Raw genomic sequence first — 24,704 nt, forward strand, 5'->3', positions numbered from 1 at the left:
ACCAAAATTTAATTTTACAGAAATGAAAAATACAATCAAAATATTAACCCTCTTTTTTGTGATAGCAATCGCAGCCTCATGTGGAAGAGATAAATTTTCGGAATTGAATACAGATCCGGATGCTGTATTGAATATTCCACCAGAATATGAACTTCCCACTGGATTATTATCCATTCATAACAATGGAAGGGAACGTTATTATGATCTTTACCTAGGTATTTATTATTGGTCACAAACATTTTCTATTGGAGCAGGTAATACCGAAGGCTCTTATCAGGCGTCTGGTAATATTGGTGTCCGCTGGAATATGTTTTACAACGGTGTAGGTAACAGATTGTTCGATATCAAAGAAGTTATTAAAAAACTTCCGGCAGATAAGCAAGCCTCTTATACACATCTTAATGCTATTGTAGATATTCCTCTCGCTTATTTTGCTTGGTATACCTCAGATGTATATGGTAGTATAGCTTATTCTGAAGCATTTAGAGCCCGTTATACAACTCCACCTCTATTAACTCCTAAGTATGATACACAGGAGCAGCTTTATGATATTTTGGATGCACAATTAAAAGCTGCCGTAGAAAAACTGAAGGCTCCTACCTCTGCTCCACAAGTAAATTTGGCTGGCTATGACATCTATTATGATGGAAATGCTACAAAATGGATTAAAGCGGCAAACAGTCTCCGTTTAAAAATAGCTATGCGCTTGATGAAGCGTAATCCTGAAAAGCTTCGTGCAATCGCTGCAGAAGTGTTGGGCGACCCTGCCGGAGTTATCAGCAATGACAGTGAATCCTGGAAATTTATTGCCAGAAGCGGATTCACAGGAGCTGAAGATAATCCGACTAACCAGCGAACAGTTTCAGGTTCAAAAAACATGGTAGATTTTATGTGGAAAACAAGTGATCCGCGTATCCGTATTTACTACGAACCATCACACTTTACAAAAGAACGTTTTGAAGCTGCACAGGCACAAGGTAAAATCCCGGCTAGTTTTGTTTGGGATGGACAATTATATCGCGGACAGTATATCAGCCCTGATGCATCATTGGATCCGACAAAGGCAACATACTTTACGGCTATAACATACAAGTTCAATAATCAAGATGTAACCGGAGCAAGATTGCCGTCATCTATCCGTTCAAGCTATTTCAATAGTACTCCGAATAATGGGAACATGACATTCCCGATAATCAATTATTCTGATGTATTGTTTATGAGAGCTGAGCTTGCTCAACGTAATATTTACGGAACTCCTGCAGATGTCCAAAACTTGTATTATCAGGGTATCGACGCTGCATTGGCTGAACATGATAAAGCTGCATCAACAGCAAAAATAACAGGTTATCAGGCATTGACTCCTGCAGAAGTAACGGCATACAAAGCAAGTCCAGGTGTTGTATTTAATCAGGCAAATGCTCTTGAACAAATATGTATTCAGCAATATATCAATTACTTCAAAAATAATAATGAAGCCTGGGCATTAGTAAAAAGAACTGGCTACCCTTCTGTAAATGGAAATCTTTTCAAAGCAGAAGTCTTCACCAGTTCTGGTTCTGTGTTGGAAATGCCAAGAAGATTCTCTATTGCTCGACCATTCCCTACAAATATGAATGCTGAAAACATCAATAAGGCTATTGATGATATGATTAATATTCCGGGATTTGGTACACCAAACGATATTAGAGGCCGTGTCTGGTGGGATGTTCAATAGAAAATATGTAAATTGGCTAGATAAAATTAATGAAGAGTAATATATTAAGATAAATAAGGTGAGATACATTATAATAGTAATCTTTCTTCTTTTCGGAAAAAATTTGACTGGAGCACAATTAAGTTTGGATTACTCGTCAATAAATGCTGTGAAGACATTACAAAATAAAGATTATGACTTTGTGAATCTCAATAATAAACCACATGTCTTTATATTCTATTCAAGCGATTGCCCTCTAAGCCAAAAATATACATTAACAATATCCAATCTTTATAACAAATACACCGGCAAAATTAATTTTGTCGGTGTATTTCCTGGAAAAGAACACGGTCCTGAAGAATACCAAAACTTTAAGGACAAATACAATATCAACTACATGTTGATTAAAGATGAAAAGTTCAACCTCACTTCACACCTAAAGGCAACAATCACTCCGGAGGTCTTTCTCATTGACAAATCAGGTAAAATCATTTACCACGGGGCTATAGATGACTGGGCAGTCAAACTTGGAAAAACTAAACAACAGCCCACTATCAACTATCTTGAAAATGCTATAGAAAGCTTATTGAACAATAAAAATGTTCAATCTGACTATATAAAACCTATTGGATGCTATATAGAACAATGAAATTAAAATTCCTCTACTTTTTAAACCTATTCCTGTTAACATTACTCTCTGTACAAAATATAAGTGCTCAGACTTATCAGGATGTCAGACAAATTTTAATAAATAAATGTGCTTCCTGCCACAAATCTACCGATAGTGAAGCCCCATTCTCTCTTGAAACTTATCAGGATGTAAAAAAGAGAACCCGCATGATCAAAGAAGTTATTCAATCGAACTACATGCCACCATGGATGCCGGATTCACACTATCAGGATTTCGCGAATAACAGACAGTTGTCCGGAGAAGAAAAAGATAAAATAATCAAATGGATTGACAAAGGAGCCCCACAAGGAAATAAAAAACAACAAAATACGCTATCAAAAACAACTTCTCCCATTGATAGAAAACCTGACCTGACACTAAAAATCAACAAACCTTTTATTGTCAAAGGTAATAACAAAGAAAGATTTGTCCTTTTTAAAGTCCCATTTGAATTACTGGAAGACAAAAATATTGAAGGTGTAGAATTTTACAGCGATAATAAAAAAGTAGTTCATCACGTCAACTATATGTTCAGTTCAGTTCCAGATATTTCCGTAAATCTGTATCAGGGAGATCCCTATATTGATAATGCAGAAGAAACGGATATGAAAAAGCTTATGCAATATGAGCCCTTTCAAAACAGACCTGTATTTTATACAGGATGGATACCTGGTGCCTCTATTGAATACTATCCTAAGGATTTTGGCTGGACACTCCCAAAAAGAGGAGTTGTAATATTTACAGTTCACTATTCTGCTACTGCTGCTGATGAGCAATCAACCATAGGTGTTAATCTATATTTTAAGAAAACTCCGGCAAAAAGACCAGTTCGTATTATAAGTCTGGGTTCAGGAGGAATTGGTGAAAAAGACATATATCCTCGCTTTGTAATCCCGCCTGATCAGGAGTCTACTTTTTCATTAAAAATCAGGACACCTGAAGATCAATCATTGTTATATGTATGGCCACACATGCATTATCTGGGGAAAGATTTTAAGGCTTTTGCTGTTACTTTACACAATGACACCATACCACTTATACATATTCCTAAATGGAATTTTGAATGGCAGGAAATGTATAGAATGAAAAAATTGGTTAAAGTACCTGCTGGCTCTACAATTAATATCGTTGGTACGTTTGATAACACAGCCAACAATCCACAAAATCCTAATTCACCACCAAAATATGTATACTCTACAGGCAACATGACATCCACCGATGAAATGCTTACATTCCTGCTTATTTATGCCCCTTATCAATCCGGTGATGAAGAAATTTTATTGGAATAAGCTAACCCCAAAAGTTTATTAAATATTTTTATAAATTTTGGTTGATATAATATTAAGTAGATATGAGAAAAGAATGGAAATCTTTTAGGTCAGATATTTCTATGTATTGTATTAATCTTTGCATTTGCATTTAACCCTCTAATAAGTCATTGGAAGGCTCAATCTTATGTATATTTATTTTTTTTGCTTCCTTAATATTTACAGTTCCACTTATTCTTTTACAATTTAAGAATGCACAAAAACTGAATTCAATAGATATAGCAATACTCGTTTTATTCCTACTTATAAATATAAGTTCAATTACGAATATTAAAGATTATAGAATTAGTATTAATGATGCGGAAAGCCTTTAGTTAGTGAAAAGCTGGCTGATAATTTCATAATATTGTCAGCCAGCTTTTGTTTCAAATCATGTATTAACACATCTCGATACATTCTTTCCGCAAGAAAACAATTTCTCTTTCAAAATGTTCTTTCATAAAATCAATTTATTAAAACTTAAATATTATGAAAAAGCATTTTGTTTTGTATGCAGTCTATTATGTATTATCCTTTGTGTTAACCCTTGTAACAGTATCCTGTAAAGAAGACAGTAATATCACTGAAAAAGAAACTCTGCCCCTTAACACTGCAAAGGCCACTTATCCTCCCGAAGAAATAAACGTATCATGTAGAAATACAGAGCGTAAAATAATGTATGGTTTGGATGATCAGGGCTGTGTCAGTGTTTGGCAAACATCCTATTGGTATGTAGCAAATTTTAAATGTCCGGGAAACTCTTATTTATTGAACCTTAAAAATAAAGAAACCATTAAATTATATCATGAAAAACTGTTCTGTAAACAGAATAATTCATACCCTGTGGTACAGAGAGGAGTTTACGATCCATATGAATCTGACCCAGTATTAATTCTTAATGTATTCGGTGTCAATTCCATTTCCAGTCTGGAGAGCGAACTGAGTGTATTTAATCAATATAGTTCTACAAACTTTACAGTATACATCTTGCTGAGTGACGGAGCTAACAGAATGAACGGGACATGTTTTTTTGGCTTTGAGAGTAATGGTAAAAGCAGAACAGTTGGTTTTTATCCTGCCAATATACCCATTTATACATATCAGTCTGTTCCTTCCGTATATTTTGACAACAGCGAAATGCTGTATGTTTTAAAAGTAAAATTTACATTACCGAAACTTATATTAAACGGCGTTCTCAATACATTATATAATAACGGAATACCCCCTCAATTTTCAATCGATAGTTACAATAGTGCGCATTTGACAAAACAAATATTTGAACAATTAGATATTTATTTACCAAATACTATTTCTTCTCCTTACGAACTGGCTGCATATATCAGACAATCAGGATTACCTTCAATGATGATTTCACCTGATATCGACTTATCTCTTGGTACAGCACCCGTAAGAAATTAATAGGAAGATTTGCTTATTTTTTAATGAATGTACTCAAGCTGAAATAGATTGAGTACACTGTTTGTTGACTACTTCTTAAACTGATTCAGTCCTGCCTGCAGAAATTTGATATAGTTATCTATATTATAGTCTGCTCCGGTTGGAGGAATCAAGACCTTTCCATTCGGATCGACGATTACGTACAAGGGTTGCGAATTACTATTAAATGCAGATGCCTGAAAATCGCTATTTTTATTACCAATCGTTTTGATGGATTTACCACTAAACTTAGATACATATTGTTCATCTGCGGCCAGTTCTGTTTTATCATCCACGAAAAGTTCTGCCATTACAAATTTCTCTTTCAGTAACTTAGCGACACGCGGATCCGTCCATACGTTTGCTTCCATCTTCCTGCAATTAACACAGTTCCAACCTGTAAAATCAATCAATACAGGTTTATTGCTCTCTTTTGCAGTTTCTAATGCCTGTGCATAGTCATAGTAAGGATCAAAACCTTTTGGTGTACCTCTTTCATGAAAGATCTCAGCATATTTCTTGACCTTACCGTCATGTGCCGCAGAGATACCGGAAGAAATACCTGTTGTCAGATCAAAATCCTGGGTGGCAGAAGGCGGCAGAAATGCGGAGATCGATTTAAGAGGAGCGCCCCATAATCCGGGAACCATATACATCACAAAAGAAAAGACAATAACGGCGATCAGAGTTCTGGGAACGGAAAGAAACCGGAGATCACTGTCATGTGAAAATTTGATCTTTCCGATCAGGTATAGTCCCATGAGCCCGAAGATCACAATCCATAGCGACAGGAATACTTCCCTGTCAAGCCAGTTCCAGTGATAAGCCAGATCCACATTGGATAAAAATTTCAGCGCAAAAGCCAGTTCCAAAAATCCCAGGACAACCTTTACACTATTGAGCCATCCACCGGACTTTGGCATTGATTTTAACAGGGAAGGGAACATCGCAAAGAGTGCAAACGGAATAGCCAGAGCTACAGAAAAGCCTAACATACCTATAGCCGGGCCGATACGGTCTCCTTTAGATGCTGCGTCCACCAATAATGTCCCGATTATAGGTCCTGTACAGGAAAAGGAAACTACAGCCAGACTGAATGCCATAAAGAATAAGCCAACTAATCCACCCTTATCAGATTTAGCATCAATTTTATTGACAAACGAACTGGGCAACGTTATTTCAAAAGCACCAAGGAAAGATGCTGCAAAGACAACCAGCAAAAGGAAAAAGAAGAAATTAAATATTCCGTTTGTGGAAAGAGCATTCAGTGCATCCGAACCAAACACGATGGACACTATCATTCCTAATGCAACATAGATGATAATGATAAAAAGTCCATAAAGTAGCGCCTGTCCAATTGCTTTCGCTCTGCTTCCCGCCTTTTTGGTAAAGAAACTAACCGTGAGCGGAACCATTGGAAAAATACAGGGCATCAGAAATGCCGTAAAACCTCCGATCAGTCCGGCGATAAATATACTCCACAAAGAGTCTGCAGCTTTTGGAACCTGCGACACTGGTAAAGCATCTTCATGTTTAGTTGTATCGGAAACAGCAACAGAAGCAGAATCGCTTGTTGGCTCCATCTCAACAAACTCCAGACCTTCCAGTGATACTGAATCCAGTTCCTGTGCCAGAGAGACCATCGGTATCAGTAACATAATCCAGATGGTCCATTTAAAGATATTTTTCATTTGCAATGAAATTAGGTTATAGGTTTAGGTTGATTATTATCAGGTGGTTTATTCATCAGATTCGCTCAGGATGAATACATCATCCTGAGTTGAATCCCTTAATAAACATTACATATTATTGTATTCTTTTAGCGTGTTGCCAAACAGAGGCTTTTCTAAACGGCATACAGGATGAAATCCTGTAAAACTAAGATCAGTAGAGATATAACCTTCTTTAACAGGTTCATTACGTACCAGATCCGTACTCAGGTATTTTTTATTGTCATCGCACAACAGCGTAACTACAGTAGCATCCCGCCCCATTTCTTCTTTCAGTTTGATTGCACCGATTACGTTGGCTCCGGAAGAGATACCAACGGCAAGTCCAAGCTCCCGTGCCAGCTTCTGAGCCATTATGATAGCATCTCCATCACAGGCATTAATAACATTGTCCAAACTATCAAGCTTGACTATAGCCGGAATAAACTCATCTGAAATCCCCTGAATACGATGCGAGCCAACTTTATGGCCTGTAGATAATGTAGGGCTTTCTGCCGGTTCTAACGGATGTATGCGCACATTAGGATTCTGCACACGCAGATAATTTCCTACACCCATCACCGTACCACCGGTACCTACCCCCGCAACAAAAGCATCAGCGACCAAACCCAGAGATGAAAGTTGTAAAGCTATTTCTCTTCCTGTAGTCAGTTCATGCGCTTCCGCATTGAACTGGTTTTCGAATTGTCTGGGAAGAAATACCCCTCCCCCCGCAGCCAGTTCCTCACTGATACGTATACTGCCGAGAAAACCTCCCTCCTCCTTACTTACAAGCTGAATATCAGCACCCATACTTTTTATAATATCAATACGTTCCTTGCTCAGCCAATCAGGCATAATGATTTTGACCTGATGCCCAAGAGCTTTACCAATGGCTGAAAATGCAATACCTGTATTACCACTTGTTGCTTCTACAATCACATCATCCGGACGAATCTGACAATTCATATATGCCTTGTAAAGAATATACAAAGCCATACGATCTTTTATACTGCCGGTCAGGTTGTAGTTTTCACATTTTACATAAATCTTATCCTGCTTACCTTTGTAGGTATAATGCAGCTCCAACATAGGGGTGTTACCAACCAGATGCCATAAGTGTGTAAACCTGCTATCCAGTTCAGGTGAAAGACATTCACTTATTGATTTTAACTTCATTTACTTTATATTATCTAATTTTACTTTACAGACGACCTCTTGATTTATTTAGGATCGGAAAATCATAATTCTTACAGGCAGCAGCAGCTTCTAAAACAAAAGCAAAATTGACTTTAAACAATATATTATTCAATAGACAACATGAAAAACAATAAAATTTAAGGAATATTTAAATAAAATAGTTTTTTATTCAGAAACAATACATATATTGGTATCAAATCAATAAAAAGAAAAGATGTCAGTTCTTGATGATACCGACCTAAAGCTCCTCCGCATCCTTCAGAAGGACAGCACACTGAGTAATAAGGAATTAGCTTTTCAGCTTCACAAATCTATTCCGGCAATACACGAACGTGTCAAAAAATTAAAAGCACAGGGCTATATAAAGCGAACCGTAGCTATTCTCGACAGGCACCGGATCGGGATGGGCTTAATTTCTTTTTCACAGGTTTTTCTGAAGGCACATACTGCAGATGTACTCAATGAGTTTGAGCGGGAAGTAGCTAAATTTCCGGAAGTAATGGAATGTTATCAGATGGCAGGTTCCTATGACTTTATGCTCCGGATAGCCACACGGGACATGGATGCTTATCATCAGTTTTTAAGGCATAAACTTTCAGTACTACCGCATGTCAGCACCGTCCAAACCTACTTTGTGCTTTCAGAAACTAAAAGCGAAACAGCTTATCCGCTTTAGGCAATAACACATCACCTTAACTGGTCTTCTTCAACTCCCTGACAACATACGGTGATAATAAACAGAAACCCCTGATCCGGGCAGGATTAGCCGGATCAGGGGTTATTATACTGAAGTATTTTTTTAAATCTTACGGTTATTGCGCTACAAACGTATATATTCCATTGGCTTTGGTATCAAAATCCAGAAGCGTAGTAGAAGGTACCTCCAATCCCTTAAGAGTTGCTTTCTCAGATTTCAAAGGCGCTTTGATTGCATTGACCAGATAGAAAGGGTTGCTGTTTTCACCTTTTGAAGGATTCAGTTCAGCATTTCCTGAGAGATGCGTATTACTATTCAATCTCAGGCGGCAGTTGCCTCCTAAAGTTGAGCGGACAACTAACTTTTTAACTTTATTATCCTTCCATTCCATATCTACTTCAAATCCTCCTCTGGCCTTCAGTCCTGTCACCTTACCGTTTGCAAGCGCACGGGGTAAAGCCGGAAGAAGGTAAATATTACCGTCATAAGACTGCAGCAGCATCTCAGCAATACCCGAAGTACAGCCAAAGTTTCCATCAATCTGAAAAGGCGGATGAGCATCCAGCAGGTTTGGATAGGTCCCTCCGGATTGTCCGCTTTCTTCCAAAGGAGCCGGACTCAGCTGATCTTTTATCAGCTTATAGGCCTGATCGCCATCCAGCAATCTCGCCCACCAGTTGACTTTCCAGCCCATAGACCACCCCGTAGATTTATCCCCTCTGTAGATCATTGAATTTTTGGCTGCTTCCAGCAATTCCGGATTCCGGAAAGGAGATATCTGCCCGGAAGGAAACAATCCGTACAGATGAGAAATATGTCTGTGCTTATCTGTAGGCTTATCCAGATCCTGCAGCCATTCCTGTAACTGATTGTGCTGACCGATCTGCATAGGAGGAAGCCGGTGTAATGCCACCTGTACAGAATCACGCAGATCGGCATCTTCCTTCAATATTTCTGAAGCCTGAATAAAATTGTGAAAAACATCAAACACCAGTTGATTATCCATAGTAGTACCTGCGCTGACACCTACTCCAGGCTGATAAGAGTTTTCCGGAGACATGGAAGGAGCGACAACCAGCCATTTATGTGTTGGCTCTTCCTGCAGAACATCAAGATAGAATAAAGCTTTTCCTTTCAGTACATGATAATACTCCTTTAGGAAAGATCTGTCTCCCGAATATAGAAAATGCTGCCAGAGGTGTTGACTTAACCAGGCTCCTCCCATTGGCCATATACCGTAGAAACCACCATCTACAACACCTGAAATACGCCACAGATCTGTATTATGATGGATATTCCATCCACGGGCATGATACAGTTCTTTTGCGCTTTCCTGTCCTGTTACAGCCAGATCTTTGAGCATAGCAAACAGCGGCTCATGTAATTCTTTGAGATTCGTGACTTCCGCAGGCCAGTAGTTCATTTCTGTATTAATATTGACCGTGTATTTGCTGTCCCATGGCGGAGAAAGTTTGTCATTCCATATGCCTTGCAAAGTTGCGGGCTGGCTTCCGGGTTGAGAACTACTGATCAGCAGATAACGTCCGAATTGAAAATATAAGGTCACCAACTCCGGATCATCCGCTCCGCCAAATTCCCGGATGCGGATATCTGTCATTTTTTTGGATTGCGGACTTTCTCCCAGATACAGACTGACTCTGTTAAAATACTGCTGATACTTTTGAATATGATCTGCTTTAGCCTTTTCATACTTTCTGGCGGTGGCTTTGTTCAGGATATCCAGTGCCTTTGCAGCTGCATTACTCGTGATATCGTTATACTTTTTAAAGTTAGTTCCAATGGAAATATACAGGATGACTTCATCGGCATTGGTTATTTCCAGTTGGTTATCCTTTTGAATCAATGTCCCCCCTTTGAGTACAGGACGGACAATACCTGAAAATTGAATCCGGCCCGTCTTGCCTTCATGAGAGCCACTGATACCGCTTAAGGTCAATTGCTTATTTTCTACGGTAATATGGGTGTTATCATGCGGACTAGTTAATCCTATTGAAAAGGAAAGGCTTTTCTTTGTATCGGCACTAAGTTTTATGATGACAACATCATCTTTCAAAGATGCAAACACCTCTCTGGTATAGGTAACAGCTCCTGCTTTGTAACGTGTTCGTGTAATTGCATCCTGTATATCCAGTTCCCTGCTATAAGAAGTATACTGTTTATGACCGGGGAAACTTATCCGCAAATCACCAAATGTCTGATACGGCATGCCGTAGTCAATACCTGACGGAGCTGGTCGCGGAAAGGTCGCATTGGAAAGGTCTTGCGCTTCCTTAGCTTTTCCTTCGAAGAGCAGTCTTCTGATCTGCTGAATCTTATCATAAGCATTTTTAGACACATTATTCCCCGGTCCGCCGGCCCAGATTGTTTCTTCATTAAGCTGAATCTGTTCCTGATCAGGCTGGCCGAAAACCATTGCTCCCAATCGTCCGTTGCCAATAGGCAAGGCTTCATTCCAGTTTCCGGCAGGTTTATCATATTGCAGCTTCAGACTGTTTTGTGCCTGCAAGCAAGTTGCAAATCCAACAAAAACAAGCGTTAGTGAGCGTAAAAATCCTTTGTACCCGTAATGTTTCATTTCATTCTATTATACACAGATGGAAGAATAAAAAGGGAACATCAATGTGTTCCCTTTTCTATTTTATTTTGTTCAGGTGTTTACCAGTAGATGGTATACAATGCTGCTGTAACCATAATTACAATGAGTGCGCCAACCAGGAAACCTGTATGAACTTTGAACATCTTTGTGTCGATCTCCAGCCCTTTGGGAACAATTCCTCTTGCATTTTCAATTTTACTGATAATATACATTCCGATAATACAGATCACAAAAACAAATCCCATACGATCTATAAATGGTATTTCATACACACCGGATGCTTTGTTCAATATCGCAAAATTAGATGCGCTTAAGAATGACAGGTCAGCAAAATTTGGCAGGAATTTAAAAAAGACAGAGAAGAAGAAGCCCCCGATTGTAGCAAAAAGAGCGGCATTGGATGTGGTCCTTTTCCAGAAAAAACCAAGGATAAACATTGCAAATATACCCGGAGATACAAAGCCCGTATACTCCTGAATATATTGAAAACCACCTTTTTTATCTATTCCTAAATGCGGAGCAATAATTACCGCCAAAATCATAGAAACAATGATTGTAATTTTCCCTACACTGATCAGCTTTTTCTCAGAGGCATTTTTATCAAATATCTTTTTATATACATCCAAAGAGAAGATAGTGGCAATACTATTTGCTTTGCCGGCTAGTGAAGCCACTACAGCAGCAGTCAATGCCGCAAAAGACAGTCCTTTCAGACCGGAAGGCAGCAAATTCAGCAATACGGGATTGCTCTGTCCGGATTCACTTCTCCACCCTGCATCATTTCATTCTGGAACAATCCGTCTTTCCACATCACATAGGCTGCAATTCCAGGCAGTACGACAATGACCGGCATCAGCAACTTCAGGAAAGCAGCAAACAGAATACCGCTACGGGCGGTTTTAAGATCTGCTCCTAAAGCACGTTGGGTGATATACTGATTACAACCCCAGTAGTTAAGATTCACAATCCACATCCCTCCTATCAACACAGATAAACCCGGTAAGTCAAGGTAGCTCTCATTATCAGGTTTCAGTACCATGTGAAAATGTTCGGAAGCCTTTTCGGTCATCATATGGTAACCGTGTAATATTCCCTGACCGTTACCATAATGCTCAGAAACCAGATTTAAGGCCAGATAAGTCGTGGCAAGTCCGCCCAGGATCAGGAAAAAAACCTGTATTACGTCTGTATATCCGATTACTTTCATCCCCCCCAATGTGATAATAATCGCAAAAACAGCTATGGCATACATACAAAAGGTAATGCTCAATCCTGAAATACTACTCACCGCCAGGGCTCCCAGATAGAGAATAGAGGTGAGATTTACGACAACATACAGTAAAAGCCAGAAAACAGCCATAATCATAGCTACTGTACTGTTGTAGCGCTGATTCAGAAACTGCGGCATCGTAAAGATCTTATTTTTGAGATATACCGGAATAAAGAAAACAGCAACCACAATCAATGTAATTGCAGCCATCCATTCGTAAGTCGCAATGGCCAGCCCCATCTTAAATCCGGATCCACTCATACCGATAAATTGCTCGGCAGAGATATTGGAAGCGATCAGCGATGCGCCTATTGCCCACCACGTTAATGAACCTTCCGCCAGGAAATAATCTTTGGATTCTCCACCCACGGTTTTCGCTCTTTTTCTATAAAAAACCCAAAGACCGTACGATGCAACGATGATGAAATAAATAAAGAATACAATGTAATCCTTTGTTGATAATATATTGCTCATAAATTTATAATGGTTTAGATTTAAAAAGCGGAATATCAGATATGTCTGTTAATCAGGTTTTCCAGGAACTCCTGCTTACCTGATTTCACTTCCGGTTCTCCATTTGCTGCAGCGAAATCGCGTAAATCTTCCAAAGATAAATTTCCTTTTTCAAATTCAGCACCTTTACCTGTATCAAATGATTGATATCGCTCTTTTCGAAGTTGAAGGTAAGAAGATTTTTCTAAAATCTTATCTGCAATCAGCAATGCTCTTGCAAACAGATCCATCCCGCCTATATGAGCAAAAAACAAATCTTCTCTGTCTGTCGAATTTCTGCGGATTTTCGCATCAAAATTGATACCTCCACCCTGAAATCCGCCTGCTTCAAGAATAATCAGCATAGACTCTGTCAGTTCATTGATATTGTACGGGAACTGGTCTGTATCCCATCCGTTTTGCTCATCTCCCCTGTTCGCATCTATAGATCCTAAAAGTCCGGCATCAGCAGCTACCTGCAGCTCATGTTGAAAAGTATGACCTGCAAGAGTGGCATGGTTAACTTCAAGATTAAGTTTAAAATCATCCAACAAGTCATACTGACGTAAGAAACTGATAACAGTCGCAGCATCATAATCATACTGGTGTTTGGTCGGTTCACAAGGTTTCGGTTCAATAAAGAATGTACCGGAAAAACCATTTTTTCGGGCATAATCTTTGGCCAGATGTAAAAATCTGGCCAGATGCTCCTGCTCCCGCTTCATATTTGTATTCAACAGAGACATATAGCCTTCACGTCCGCCCCAGAATACATAATTCTGACCGCCCAAAGCAATTGTTGCATCCAGAGCAGCCTTTACCTGTGCTGCACCGTGTGACAGAACATGGAAGTCAGGATTTGTCGCAGCACCATTCATATAACGTTCGTGACTGAACAAGTTGGCTGTGCCCCATAAAAGTTTGATTCCGCTTTCCTGTTGCTTATCCAGCGCATAAGCTGTAATAGCCTGTAATCTTCTCTCATTTTCAGCGACATTATTAGTATAATCCACCAGATCAACGTCATGAAAACAGTAATAAGGCAGCTGCATTTTGGTCATAAATTCAAATGCTGCGTCCATTTTATCCTTTGCCCGGTCTACAGCGTCCGCTTTCTGATCCCACGGAAAGATGTGTGTAGCTCCGCCAAAGGGATCAGCTCCGTTACCATTAAATGAGTGCCAGTACGCACAGGCAAACTTCAGGTGTTCTGCCATACTCTTTCCACGTACGATACGATTAGGATCATACCAACGAAACGCAAAAGGATTGTCACTATCCAAACCCTCATATTGTATCTGTCCGATACCTGCGAAAAATTCTTTTTGTCCTTTGATGTAGTTCATTATTATTTCTATTTTAATGTGATTATTTTTTATTCTAACTAAGGATAACAGCAATAGTCAATGAGTCCCGCTAACGTTCTAAACATCCAGTTTGCTTAGCAGCATTTTCCACTCCTGATACAATTCTTCATATACCGCAGCCTCAGTCGGTTCTATCGTGCTGATTTTCTTCATATGCTGAAAAGCTTCCTTCGACTCTTTATAGTAGCCCACTCCGATTCCGGCACCTAATGCAGCCCCCACACTTCCGTCATTATTAAACAGTTCGACAGGAGTATCCGTGACGTTCACAAATGAATCACAGAATAAGGGACTCAGAAAGAGATTGGTGTGTCCGGCCCGGATAACAGAAGGATGTAAACCATTTTCACGTAAAATATCCAGTCCGTAGCGGAATGCAAAAGCTATTCCCTCCTGACTCGCTCTTACTATCTCTGCTTTACCATGCTTATTAAAATCAATCTGTTGGATATGGCTGTGGATAAGCTTATTATTCAACATTCGTTCGGCACCATTCCCGAAAGGAAGTATTTTTAATCCCCTACTTCCTACCGGTGCTTGTTGTCCCAGTACATTTAATTCATTATAAGAAAGGTCTGCTCCTATCATTTTTCTGATCCAGCTATTCTGTATACCGGTGCCATTTATACACAGCAGAATACCTGTCCTGATATCATCCGGCAGATAATTGACGTGAGCAAATGTATTTACTCTCGATTGGGGGTCAAATGTCAGCTCATCACTAACTCCATAAATAACACCTGAAGTGCCGGCTGTCGCAGCTACCTCTCCGGCATTCAACACATTGAGTGAAAGCGCATTGTTGGGCTGATCTCCGGCCTTGTAAGAAACAACAGTATCAGCGGACAAGTTTAATAATGCTGCAATTTCAGATTTTACAGTGCCATGATGACTGAAAACAGGATTTATATCCGGAATAAGTGACCGGTCAAATCCGAAATAATCCAGGATTGCTGAAGAAACATCATTTTTTTCAAAATTCCAGAATATTCCTTCTGATAGAGCGCTAACGGTTGTATTGATCTCTCCTGTAAACTTCAGCGTCAGAAAATCTCCGGGTAGGAGAATCTTTGCAATCTGATCATAAATATCAGGTTCATTTTGCTTGATCCAGGCTAATTTGGATGCTGTAAAATTGCCGGGTGAATTGAGATGTTGCCTAAGCGTTTGTGCTTTGCCCATATCTTCCCAGGCACGCTCACCTATGGCCACACTCCGGCTGTCACACCATATAATAGCATTTCGCAAGACCTTATCCTGCTTATCTACCACGATCAGTCCATGCATCTGATAAGATAATCCAATTGCTCTGATTTCACGTGGATCATATTTTTTACTATTATGAGCTTTGAGAACAGCTTTAATTGTATAATCCCACCACACTTCAGGGGACTGTTCAGCCCAACCTGCCTGAGGCGACAGAATTTCAGCTTCCTCTTCCGGATAGCTGACCGACACTATGATTTCCTGCGTGTCAGCAGACACTACCGACACTTTTATAGAGGAGGTTCCTAAATCAATTCCTAATAATAACATATAATTTATAATTGGCTAATGCAACCGCTTGCATAAAAGTATTTATATTTTTTTATATTTACAAAAAGAGTTTAATCAAAGTGGAAAAAAAACCTACTATTTACGATATAGCCAAGGCGCTAAACATTACGACATCTACTGTATCAAGAGCCCTGAACAACAGCACATTAATAAGCAAAGAAACCAAAGAAACCGTTTGGAAATTTGCAAAGAAGATTAATTACCGTCCCAATAAACTGGCTTCTTCCTTAAGTTCGGGAAAGACCAATATTATAGGGGTGGTCATTCCCAGTGCACAGATTCAGTTTTTTTCTGCGGTGATCAACAGTCTGGAACAAACGCTTCAGAAGGAAGGATACAATATCCTACTATATCAGACTAATGAATCATACAAATCGGAAATAAGTGGCATAAGCACATTACTGGAAGCACAGGTCGACGGAATTATTATTTCACCCTCTCTGGAGACTTATGATTTCACGCATCTGGATAAAGCTCATGAGGAAGGTATGCCCGTCATTCTGTTTGACAGGGTACACGATACCTTAGATCTGCCTTCAGTCTCCATTGATGACGAAAAAGCCGGCTATATGGCGACAACTCATCTTATTGAAAAAGGTTATAAAAGAATAGGTTACATTTCTACAGATTCTACGATTCAGATTTTCAAGGCTCGTTTTGAAGGTTATAAAAGAGCATTGAAAGCACACGATCACCCTTATAAGGAAGAGCTGATCATCCTGGATCAGATGTCTATAAAAGGAGGAATGGAAGGTACACGTAAGATGATGCAATTAAAGCAAAGACCTGATGCCATTATAGGTGGTGATGATTTTACAGCTTTAGGGATTATTAAAGAATTGTCCCTGCTTCATATTACCCCTCCTGAAGTAGGTGTCATCGGATTCGCCAATCAGACGTTCTCCGAATTTATAACACCGAGTCTTTCGACCATAGATCAGCAAGCTGTAAATATGGGTAAAGAATGTGCGAATCTGTTTCTAAAAATCACCAATAAAAAACTGGCTAAAAATACTATCGAAAAAATTGTTCTTCCGCCTCTACTGGTTACCAGAGACTCATCCGGGCTTAATTAAATGTTCTAATATCCGTTTAAACACACATCAAAAAAAATAAAATACTGACAAACATTAATTAACAATAACAAAGATCTAATCTCCCGCATTTTCTTTGCTCAGCTATTTAGAATCAATGTAAATAAGAGAATACATTTGCAGGCGTTAGCATGCAGCACCACTGCGAAAGAATACGATGAGAAAGAAAAACCCTTATCTTCTGTTTCTGTTTTCTTACGGGAATTTAATCAATACTTTTTCACAGATAAGGACGGACAGTTTGCCTTTAACCGGATGAACTCATAGCTTTTCTACAAGCTATCAGCTCCTCTACACAACGAAGGGTTACGATGCCGGCACTTCCTGAATAGTTAAAAATGAATATATAAATAAACAGCGCCTGAACTGAGTTCAGGCGCTGTTTATTTATTCTATAAAACTTCTAATCGTGTGGACACACGATTAGAAGTTCCGTTTACCCATCAATTGGTAACGCGTTCCATCCGTTGCCCACAATCTTAACAGATCGTCTTAGTATCCGAAAATCTCCTGTAAGGTTAGTTTTTTAACCTCTCCCAGTTTTTGAAGATCTTTATCTTTTATATTATCTCCCTGAGCCACTATGCAGTATACATACGGCTTATGACTCATTTCCTTCGTATGGAATGCCTTTAGATCAGCATAGCTCAGCAACGGAGCTTTTTCATAAATACTTTTGCGTATATCTGTTGTATTTCCAAGACGCTGAGCCGAAAGGTAACTCATCAGAATACCGGAATTTGTAATACGATCACTTGCCAGTGATTTTGTCAGACTGACCTTCGCAATTTCCAATGCTTTGGAAGATTCCGGAAGATCATTCAGCAATTCATTCATCCCGGTTACAGCTTCATTAAATTTATCCGCTTGTGTACCTACGTAAGCACCCACCATATAATGATTTTCTTTTTTGTACGGCTGTCCGTAAAAGGCGTAAGTGGAATAAGCCAAAGCTTTCGATTCGCGGATAGTCTGGAATACAATACTACCCATACCGCCACCAAAATAGTTGTTAAACAACGCTACAGTTGGTGATACGGCACTGTTATACAGTTCCGAACTTCTGTGCCAGAATACTTCCGCCTGTTTCATATTGAAATTAGCAAACAATACCTGATTACGGTCTATCGGCAACTCTGTAAATCTGGTTCCTTCCTGAACTTCAGTATAAGCTCTCCGGTCAACTTTCAATGGCTTCAGTTCAGCCACTAAAGCTGTTGAAGTCTTTGGCCCGAAATACAGAATAGTATGCCTCATATTTGCAAAATCGTGCAGTAAACGCACTAAATCCTCTGCCTTAATAGCATCCAGCTCAGCATCCGTAAATGTATAGTTAAAAGGATTCTTCGCTCCGTACTTCGCATACGATTTCAGCCCTTCCATAATCACCCCTTTATTCTCCTTAGCATTGATACGGGACTTTTTCAGTCTTGCTATATAGGAATCAAAAGCAGCCTGATCAACGACACAGTTTTTAACAAGATCCTGTATCAGAGACACAGTCTTATCAAAATTTGTGTTCAATCCGGAAATAGAAATATTCGTCTCTTCATTCCCGGACGAGACCGAAAAGCTGGAAGCCAACTTATAGAATTCCTTACTGAAGTCTTCACTGCTTCTGTCTTTGGTACCCAAAAACTCTAAATAACCTGCCGCAAGAGAGAGAAGTTTATTATTCCATTTACCTATTTTATACTGATAAGTAAGACTGAACAACTCATTATCTTTATTCTGAACAGCTAACACATCTGTATCAAACAATTTAGCTTTCTGCACATCTTTATTGTAATCCAACCATACAGGCTGAATAGCATTCTCCGGCATCATACTCACTTTTTTCAAAAAATCGGATTGATCTTCTCTGTTTACCGAAACAGGCGTGATTGCTGGTTTTACGACTTTCACCACGTTATCATCTACTCCCTGACGCTTATAAACAGCTACGTAGTTCTGGTCGTTCAGATACTTGTTAGCGAAGTCTACAATATCTTTTTTGGTTATTTTAGACAAATTATCCAGATAACTCACCTGAGAAGTCCAGTCTACACCCGTCACAAAAGCATCAACCAACTCATCTGCTCTTGTTTTATAACTGTCATTCCGAGAGATCTGCCCTTTTTTCGCATTATTGATGATTGACGTGATCAGATCATCCGAAAAATCACCTTTCTTTAATTTCGTTAATTCCGCTAATACCAGTTGCTTTACATCATCCAGAGACTGACCCTGAGCCGGATTTGCCTGAAGGATCAACATGGAATAATCTTTCAGGGAATATACAAAAGCTCCTGCCCCTAATAATTTCTGGGATTTGACAAGATCCAGATCGATCAGACCCGCAGAACCGTTTGCCAGAATATCCCCCATCAGGTTTAACATTTGTGCATCTTTTGTAGCTGCTCCCGGGAACCGGAAACCTAACCAAAGGAATTCTGCATAGGGACCTTTTACTTCACGCACAATAGGCTGTGTAATTGGTTTTTCCGCAGCAAAAGTATAAGGAGGTACTTTTTTAGGTTGCATATATCCGAAAGTAGCATCTATCTTTTTGACGATCTCTGTCGGATCAAAATCACCAGACATGACTACCCCCATATTATTTGGCACATAGTAAGTATCGAAATATTCGCGTATAGCTTTCAAAGAAGGGTTTTTCAGATGCTCTACCGTACCAATGACCGTTTGCTTTCCGTAATTATTATTTGCAAACATGGCTTCAAACATTGCTTCCATCGTTTTGCGCCCATCATTGTCTAGTCCTATATTTTTCTCCTCATAGACAGCTTCCAGCTCTGTATGGAAAAGTCTGAATACAGGATTTCTGAATCGTTCGCCCTGAACAGCTAAAAATTTGTCTACCACATTATTAGGGATATCCTCTACATAAACGGTCTGTTCGAATGAAGTATATGCATTGGTACCATCAGCCCCCATACCACTCATCATCTTATCGTACTCATTGGCTATCGCAAACTTTGCAGCTTCTCCTGATACCTGATCTATCTCTTTGTAGATCTCTTTACGTTGGGTTTCATCAGTAGTAGAATTATATTTTTCATACAATGCACTGATCTTATCCAGCAGAGGCTTCTCCTGAGCCCAATCCCTGGAACCGTACTTATCCGTACCTTTGAAAAGAAGGTGTTCCAGATAATGTGCCAGTCCGGTATGATCTTTAGGATCGGTCTTACTGCCTGCTTTCGTAACGACATAGGTTTGTATACGAGGCACTTTCTTACTTGGACTCAGCATAACGGTTAAACCGTTTTTTAACGTATAGAAACGGGACTGTGTAGGATCGTTTGTTACGTAGCGGTATTTATATCCACCTTCCGTATTTTCTTTCCACTGATATTTTTGTGATTGAGCAAAGCCAGCATTACCTGACAACGCGACAAATACAACTAATGTGATTGATTTTAAGGTTTTTATCATGATTCCTTATATATTAATTGATCGGCAACTTACTTATAAACTGTTTAATTAAAATTCAAACAGTTACTTAATCGCTATTTTAAATTCAATTTCTTCTGGAGGAAGACACTGCTTATCATCGCATACCATAAATTCGACTGTACCCTGAACTACCGGAGATTTTGAATTAAGCTTGATTTTTTGCTGAAAAACAACTTCTTTTTCAAAATAATTGACCGTCATTTTAAAGGTATCTTCAAATTTTGCTATGGACTTTGGCTCCATTGTTTTTCCGATCAAACCGTATTCCTTCCCTGGTTTAAAAGTAAATTTAGTCTTCACAGGACCTCCCTCGGCCATATTCTGGGAGTAGATATGCCAGCCTTTATCAATCTGGGCTTTCATATACAACACAGCTTCTTTGTCATTGATTTTTTTTGCAGCATAAGTCCATTTTACAGGATTCAGAATCTGCGCCTCAGCTACTCCTCCCAAAAAGAGAATAGCCAACAGAGTGAAAAATAAATGTTTCATCTTGATTTTGTTATTTACGTTAAGGTGTGACTTGTTGCCAGACAGGCGTGAAAGTAAGTTTATAATTTTTATCAAATATTAAAACACTAAAGTAAATGAAAGACCTTAATACTCAATAGCATTATATAATTTCCGTAAAATTTATTGAAATAACGTTTTTTTCAATAAATTTTACGGAAAAAAGTCAGATAAAACGCTGTATACCAGTAAATTTTAAGAAAATAAAAGCTCCTGCATTTAGCAGGAGCTTTTATCAGATATTAGATGGCCTTACACTTTTCAGCTAACCATACTTTTTCTTCTTCTGTCAGTCTTGGGGAGATCTGAGTATATACCCATTGGTTATATTGATTCAACCAGTCTGTATGTGATTGATCCAGCAAGGATTTTTCGATCAGATCTGTAGCAATATAACAAACAGTTAATGTTTCAAAATTCAGAAAATCCCCAAATTCACTCGATTCCAGACGTTTAGTAAGCACCAGATTTTCTATTCGGATACCGTGTTTACCTACTCTGTACAGTCCGGGCTCGATAGAAGTAATAGTTCCCGGATCAACCGCTACATCAATGTTAGAAGGATTGAAAGTATGAGGTCCCTCGTGTACATTTAAGAAAAACCCTACCCCATGTCCCGTTCCGTGACCATAGTTACGCAGCGTTTTCCAGATCGGACGACGTGTAATGGCATCGATCTGATATCCACGGGTACCAACAGGAAATATAGCTTGTGAACCTTCTATTGTCCCTTTCAGTACAATTGTATAATCTTCTTTCTCTTCCTGGGTAATATGTCCCAGAGAGATTACCCGTGTTATATCCGTAGTACCTGTTTTATACTGCCCTCCGGAGTCGACCAGCAAAAGTCCTCTTGACTCTAAAGTAGAACTGCTTTTTTCCGTTGCGGAATAATGAGGCAGAGCACCATGTTCCAGATATCCTGCTATGGTATTAAAACTCACATCCACAAATCCTTCCTGAGCTTCTCTGAAACCTCTCAGCTTATCTGCAATAGAAAGTTCGGTCAGGGAACCTGAAGCAACATTCTCTTCTAGCCATTTAAAGAATTTTGTCATCGCAACTCCGTCATTGATCATGGTCTGGCGGGTATGTGCTATTTCCGTATTATTCTTGATCGCTTTGAGCGCAGTTGAAGGATTCAGTTTTTCGATAATCTTGACTGTATCCGGGATACGGTCGTACACTGCAAAACATGTACGCTTAGGATCGATAAGGATAGTCGTATCTGTCAGAGAATCTATGGCGCTGAATAAATCTTCATATCTGCGTACTTCAACACCCGACTGTGCTAAAGAAGAGACCGCAGCTTCATTCAGTTTGGAGGGTTCAATAAATAAAGTGGCCTTAGAACCTGATATCAATGCAAATCCAAGTACTACCGGATTGCAGGGTACATCCTGACCACGAACATTAAACAGCCAGGCCAGATCGTCAAGCGATGAAACCAGATGATATTCTGCTCTGTTTTTTTGCAATGCTTTACGTACCGCTTCCAGCTTGGAAGCTGTAGACTGACCTGTGATCTCTTCCTCAAGTAAATAAGCCGGAGCCAGCGGTAAAGAAGGACGATCAGTCCAGAGTGGTGACAGCAGATCCACCTGACCATTTACCCGGATACCTAAAGGCTCTAATGTCTGTTGCACTGCCTGAGCCACCTGCAGAGAGGCCAGATTACCGTCAAAGGCAACAGTAGCCCCAGCCGGAAGCTTTTCAGCCATCCAGTCTGCATACTCCGCACTCCCCTGTACCTTTAACTTGACAAGCTCAAATCCTGTACCTGCTAATTGCTCATTGGCCTGTACAAAATAACGGGAGTCCGTCCACAACCCGGCAAAATCCTGAGTAATCGCTAATGTACCTGCAGAACCTGTAAAACCCGATACCCAGGCGATGCATTTATATCTTTCCGGCAAATATTCGCTTATATGCGGATCAGAAGAAGGAATAATGTAGCCATCAATTCCCTGCTCTTTCATTAATCCACGGATTGCAGCCAGTTTTTCTAGATGATTCATTGTATTTATATTTTAAGGAGGCAAGTTAGGCAATTCAACAATAAGTCACGAAACGGGTAATCAAGTTTTGACAATTTAAAAACGAATGAAAATCATACCCATCAATTTTCAATATGTTATATTTGTCTTACATTCTATTGATTTATGAAGAGACTATTTTTTCGAACACTACTCCTGACACTCTGTGCAAATACATTCATGATCAATATTTTTGCGCAGGACCCAAAGGCAATTCAGCAAGCTTACAGCACTTTTGAACAGCAAGCCAATCTCAGGTATGGCATAGCATCACTGACCGTATTAGATTCCAAAACAGGGAATGTTATCTTTTCTAAAAACGGTCAGACCGGACTTCCGACTGCTTCGACACTCAAAGTCATCACCTCAGCTACAGCTTTAGATCTTTTAGGCCCAAATTTCACGTTCAAAACAAAGCTGTATTATACAGGTGAGATCGACAGTCTGGGTACTTTAAAAGGAAATATCGTTATTGAAGGAGGAGGTGACCCTACCCTGGCCAGCCCGAGGTTTGAAGGAATGAACGAAGAGACATTACTGAATAAATGGGTGTATGCTATCCAGAATGCAGGAATCAAATGTGTGGAGGGAAGTATTATCGGAGATGACCGTTTTTTCAATGGACATACTGTTCCGGGAGGATGGATATGGACAGACATCGGCAATTACTACGGTGCAGGCGTATCGGGTCTCAACTGGAGAGAAAACAGTGTCGGTGTACAATTTAAAGCCGGAAATACAGCAGGCTCAAAGGCGACACTAACCTCGCTGACTGTAGACTCCTCTTACTTAGACATTCACAATGAAACATTAACGGGTTCAAAAGGATCCGGAGATAATGTATATGCTTATTCTGCCCCGTATTCAACCCGAATCTATATCAGAGGTACATATGGTCTGGATCTTAAAAAAACAATCGAAATCGCAGTCCCTGATCCGGCATTCGATGCAGCTTTTCAATTGCAAAAATCTTTGCGAAGAGCCGGTATACTGACCGAAAACGAACCTCTTACCGGCAAACAACTGACAGAAAGAGGTGAAACTATAGCGAAAGACAGAAAAGAACTCGATGTGCACGAATCACCGAAGATGCAGGATATCGTATACTGGTTCAATCAGAAAAGTATCAATCTGTACGGGGAGACATTATTAAAAACCATTGGTATGTATAGCGGACAAAAGATGGAGACAGCTGATGCGGCAGATATGGTTAAAAAATTCTGGAAGGCAAAACTGAATATCCCGGAAGGGGAACTTAACATCGTGGATGGTTCAGGATTATCTCCGCAAAACAGAGTAACCTCGCTTGCAATGGCTAAAATAATGAACTACGCTAAAACGCGTAACTGGTATGAAATTTTTTATAAAAGTCTGCCCACATACAATGAGATGAAGATGAAAAGCGGTACTATAGGAGGTGTACTGGGGTATACCGGATATCAGACTTCCAAAGCAGGACAGGAATATACCTTTACCCTATTAGTCAATAATTATGAGGGATCTGGATCGGCTATGCGTAAGTCTATGTTCGGCTTACTCGACATCCTGAAGTAAAAAATTCGTTCAAATACCGGATTTTTTGAAGTTTAATA

15 protein-coding genes and 1 pseudogene are annotated in these 24,704 nt (G+C 39.5%); 7 read left to right on the plus strand and 9 right to left on the minus strand.

Features of this window, described 5'->3' with window-relative positions; genetic code table 11:
• The first annotated feature begins 22 nt into the window (after positions 1-22).
• The 4 genes from HMPREF0766_RS11100 (at position 23) to HMPREF0766_RS11120 (ending at position 5,089) form a co-directional block, all read left to right on the plus strand.
• A complete protein-coding gene (locus HMPREF0766_RS11100) occupies positions 23-1,714 on the plus strand; it encodes a SusD/RagB family nutrient-binding outer membrane lipoprotein (protein ID WP_002997092.1) in 1,692 nt (563 codons plus the stop codon).
• A gap of 103 nt (positions 1,715-1,817) precedes the next feature.
• Entirely contained in the window at positions 1,818-2,342 is a 525-nt protein-coding gene (locus tag HMPREF0766_RS11105) for a redoxin domain-containing protein (RefSeq protein ID WP_236590406.1), read from the plus strand.
• Positions 2,339-3,652 carry a hypothetical protein gene (locus HMPREF0766_RS11110; protein WP_002997098.1) on the plus strand — a complete coding sequence of 438 codons (1,314 nt, stop codon included), beginning with the start codon at positions 2,339-2,341 and terminating at the stop codon, positions 3,650-3,652. The genes HMPREF0766_RS11105 and HMPREF0766_RS11110 overlap by 4 nt, the downstream gene beginning before the upstream one ends.
• A gap of 507 nt (positions 3,653-4,159) precedes the next feature.
• Positions 4,160-5,089 (plus strand): hypothetical protein, encoded by a 930-nt coding sequence (locus HMPREF0766_RS11120; protein ID WP_002997100.1) that lies wholly within the window; start codon positions 4,160-4,162, stop codon positions 5,087-5,089.
• A 68-nt stretch (positions 5,090-5,157) separates the two neighbouring features.
• On the opposite strand, the gene HMPREF0766_RS11125 is transcribed toward HMPREF0766_RS11120, so the two are convergent.
• Both HMPREF0766_RS11125 and HMPREF0766_RS11130 read right to left on the minus strand, forming a co-directional pair.
• Positions 5,158-6,798 (minus strand): protein-disulfide reductase DsbD family protein, encoded by a 1,641-nt coding sequence (locus tag HMPREF0766_RS11125; protein WP_002997102.1) that lies wholly within the window; start codon positions 6,796-6,798, stop codon positions 5,158-5,160.
• 108 nt (positions 6,799-6,906) lie between these two features.
• On the minus strand, positions 6,907-7,995 hold the full coding sequence (locus HMPREF0766_RS11130; RefSeq protein WP_002997104.1) for a PLP-dependent cysteine synthase family protein: 1,089 nt from the start codon (positions 7,993-7,995) through the stop codon (positions 6,907-6,909).
• A 235-nt stretch (positions 7,996-8,230) separates the two neighbouring features.
• Between HMPREF0766_RS11130 and HMPREF0766_RS11135 the strand changes: the two genes are divergently transcribed.
• Entirely contained in the window at positions 8,231-8,692 is a 462-nt protein-coding gene (locus HMPREF0766_RS11135) for an Lrp/AsnC family transcriptional regulator (RefSeq protein WP_002997106.1), read from the plus strand.
• 136 nt (positions 8,693-8,828) lie between these two features.
• On the opposite strand, the gene HMPREF0766_RS11140 is transcribed toward HMPREF0766_RS11135, so the two are convergent.
• The 4 genes and pseudogenes from HMPREF0766_RS11140 to HMPREF0766_RS11155 form a co-directional block, all read right to left on the minus strand.
• Entirely contained in the window at positions 8,829-11,309 is a 2,481-nt protein-coding gene (locus tag HMPREF0766_RS11140; RefSeq protein ID WP_002997109.1) for a glycoside hydrolase family 95 protein, read from the minus strand.
• A gap of 80 nt (positions 11,310-11,389) precedes the next feature.
• Positions 11,390-13,074: pseudogene (locus HMPREF0766_RS11145) on the minus strand (sodium/sugar symporter).
• A 35-nt stretch (positions 13,075-13,109) separates the two neighbouring features.
• Positions 13,110-14,438 (minus strand): xylose isomerase, encoded by a 1,329-nt coding sequence (gene xylA / locus HMPREF0766_RS11150; protein ID WP_002997116.1) that lies wholly within the window; start codon positions 14,436-14,438, stop codon positions 13,110-13,112.
• 78 nt (positions 14,439-14,516) lie between these two features.
• Positions 14,517-15,995 carry a xylulokinase gene (locus HMPREF0766_RS11155; RefSeq protein ID WP_002997118.1) on the minus strand — a complete coding sequence of 493 codons (1,479 nt, stop codon included), beginning with the start codon at positions 15,993-15,995 and terminating at the stop codon, positions 14,517-14,519.
• Positions 15,996-16,075: 80 nt separating this feature from the next.
• On the opposite strand from HMPREF0766_RS11155, the gene HMPREF0766_RS11160 reads away from it, so the two are divergent.
• On the plus strand, positions 16,076-17,092 hold the full coding sequence (locus HMPREF0766_RS11160) for a LacI family DNA-binding transcriptional regulator (RefSeq protein WP_037460301.1): 1,017 nt from the start codon (positions 16,076-16,078) through the stop codon (positions 17,090-17,092).
• Positions 17,093-17,602: 510 nt separating this feature from the next.
• On the opposite strand, the gene HMPREF0766_RS11165 is transcribed toward HMPREF0766_RS11160, so the two are convergent.
• From HMPREF0766_RS11165 to HMPREF0766_RS11175, 3 genes are all read right to left on the minus strand, one after another.
• The gene (locus HMPREF0766_RS11165) at positions 17,603-20,545 is read right to left on the minus strand and encodes a M16 family metallopeptidase (protein WP_002997125.1); all 2,943 of its coding nucleotides are present in this window, start codon (positions 20,543-20,545) and stop codon (positions 17,603-17,605) included.
• 63 nt (positions 20,546-20,608) lie between these two features.
• Positions 20,609-21,058 (minus strand): protein-disulfide reductase DsbD domain-containing protein, encoded by a 450-nt coding sequence (locus HMPREF0766_RS11170; protein ID WP_002997127.1) that lies wholly within the window; start codon positions 21,056-21,058, stop codon positions 20,609-20,611.
• Between the two features lie 260 nt (positions 21,059-21,318).
• The gene (locus tag HMPREF0766_RS11175; protein WP_002997129.1) at positions 21,319-23,094 is read right to left on the minus strand and encodes an aminopeptidase P family protein; all 1,776 of its coding nucleotides are present in this window, start codon (positions 23,092-23,094) and stop codon (positions 21,319-21,321) included.
• A 144-nt stretch (positions 23,095-23,238) separates the two neighbouring features.
• Between HMPREF0766_RS11175 and dacB the strand changes: the two genes are divergently transcribed.
• Positions 23,239-24,666 (plus strand): D-alanyl-D-alanine carboxypeptidase/D-alanyl-D-alanine endopeptidase, encoded by a 1,428-nt coding sequence (gene dacB / locus HMPREF0766_RS11180; protein ID WP_236590405.1) that lies wholly within the window; start codon positions 23,239-23,241, stop codon positions 24,664-24,666.
• Positions 24,667-24,704: the final 38 nt, after the last annotated feature.

Source organism: Sphingobacterium spiritivorum ATCC 33861 (assembly GCF_000143765.1).
GTDB lineage: Bacteria > Bacteroidota > Bacteroidia > Sphingobacteriales > Sphingobacteriaceae > Sphingobacterium > Sphingobacterium spiritivorum.

Excerpts from the sequence above, each read along its gene's own strand:
- HMPREF0766_RS11130 (WP_002997104.1), bottom strand. The coding sequence starts at position 7,995 with ATGAAGTTAAAATCAATAAGTGAATGTCTTTCACCTGAACTGGATAGC.
- HMPREF0766_RS11125 (WP_002997102.1), bottom strand. The coding sequence starts at position 6,798 with ATGAAAAATATCTTTAAATGGACCATCTGGATTATGTTACTGATACCG.
- HMPREF0766_RS11155 (WP_002997118.1), bottom strand. The coding sequence starts at position 15,995 with ATGTTATTATTAGGAATTGATTTAGGAACCTCCTCTATAAAAGTGTCG.
- HMPREF0766_RS11170 (WP_002997127.1), bottom strand. The coding sequence starts at position 21,058 with ATGAAACATTTATTTTTCACTCTGTTGGCTATTCTCTTTTTGGGAGGA.
- HMPREF0766_RS11175 (WP_002997129.1), bottom strand. The coding sequence starts at position 23,094 with ATGAATCATCTAGAAAAACTGGCTGCAATCCGTGGATTAATGAAAGAG.
- HMPREF0766_RS11110 (WP_002997098.1), top strand. The coding sequence starts at position 2,339 with ATGAAATTAAAATTCCTCTACTTTTTAAACCTATTCCTGTTAACATTA.
- HMPREF0766_RS11140 (WP_002997109.1), bottom strand. The coding sequence starts at position 11,309 with ATGAAACATTACGGGTACAAAGGATTTTTACGCTCACTAACGCTTGTT.
- HMPREF0766_RS11120 (WP_002997100.1), top strand. The coding sequence starts at position 4,160 with ATGAAAAAGCATTTTGTTTTGTATGCAGTCTATTATGTATTATCCTTT.
- dacB (WP_236590405.1), top strand. The coding sequence starts at position 23,239 with ATGAAGAGACTATTTTTTCGAACACTACTCCTGACACTCTGTGCAAAT.
- HMPREF0766_RS11165 (WP_002997125.1), bottom strand. The coding sequence starts at position 20,545 with ATGATAAAAACCTTAAAATCAATCACATTAGTTGTATTTGTCGCGTTG.
- HMPREF0766_RS11135 (WP_002997106.1), top strand. The coding sequence starts at position 8,231 with ATGTCAGTTCTTGATGATACCGACCTAAAGCTCCTCCGCATCCTTCAG.
- xylA (WP_002997116.1), bottom strand. The coding sequence starts at position 14,438 with ATGAACTACATCAAAGGACAAAAAGAATTTTTCGCAGGTATCGGACAG.
- HMPREF0766_RS11100 (WP_002997092.1), top strand. The coding sequence starts at position 23 with ATGAAAAATACAATCAAAATATTAACCCTCTTTTTTGTGATAGCAATC.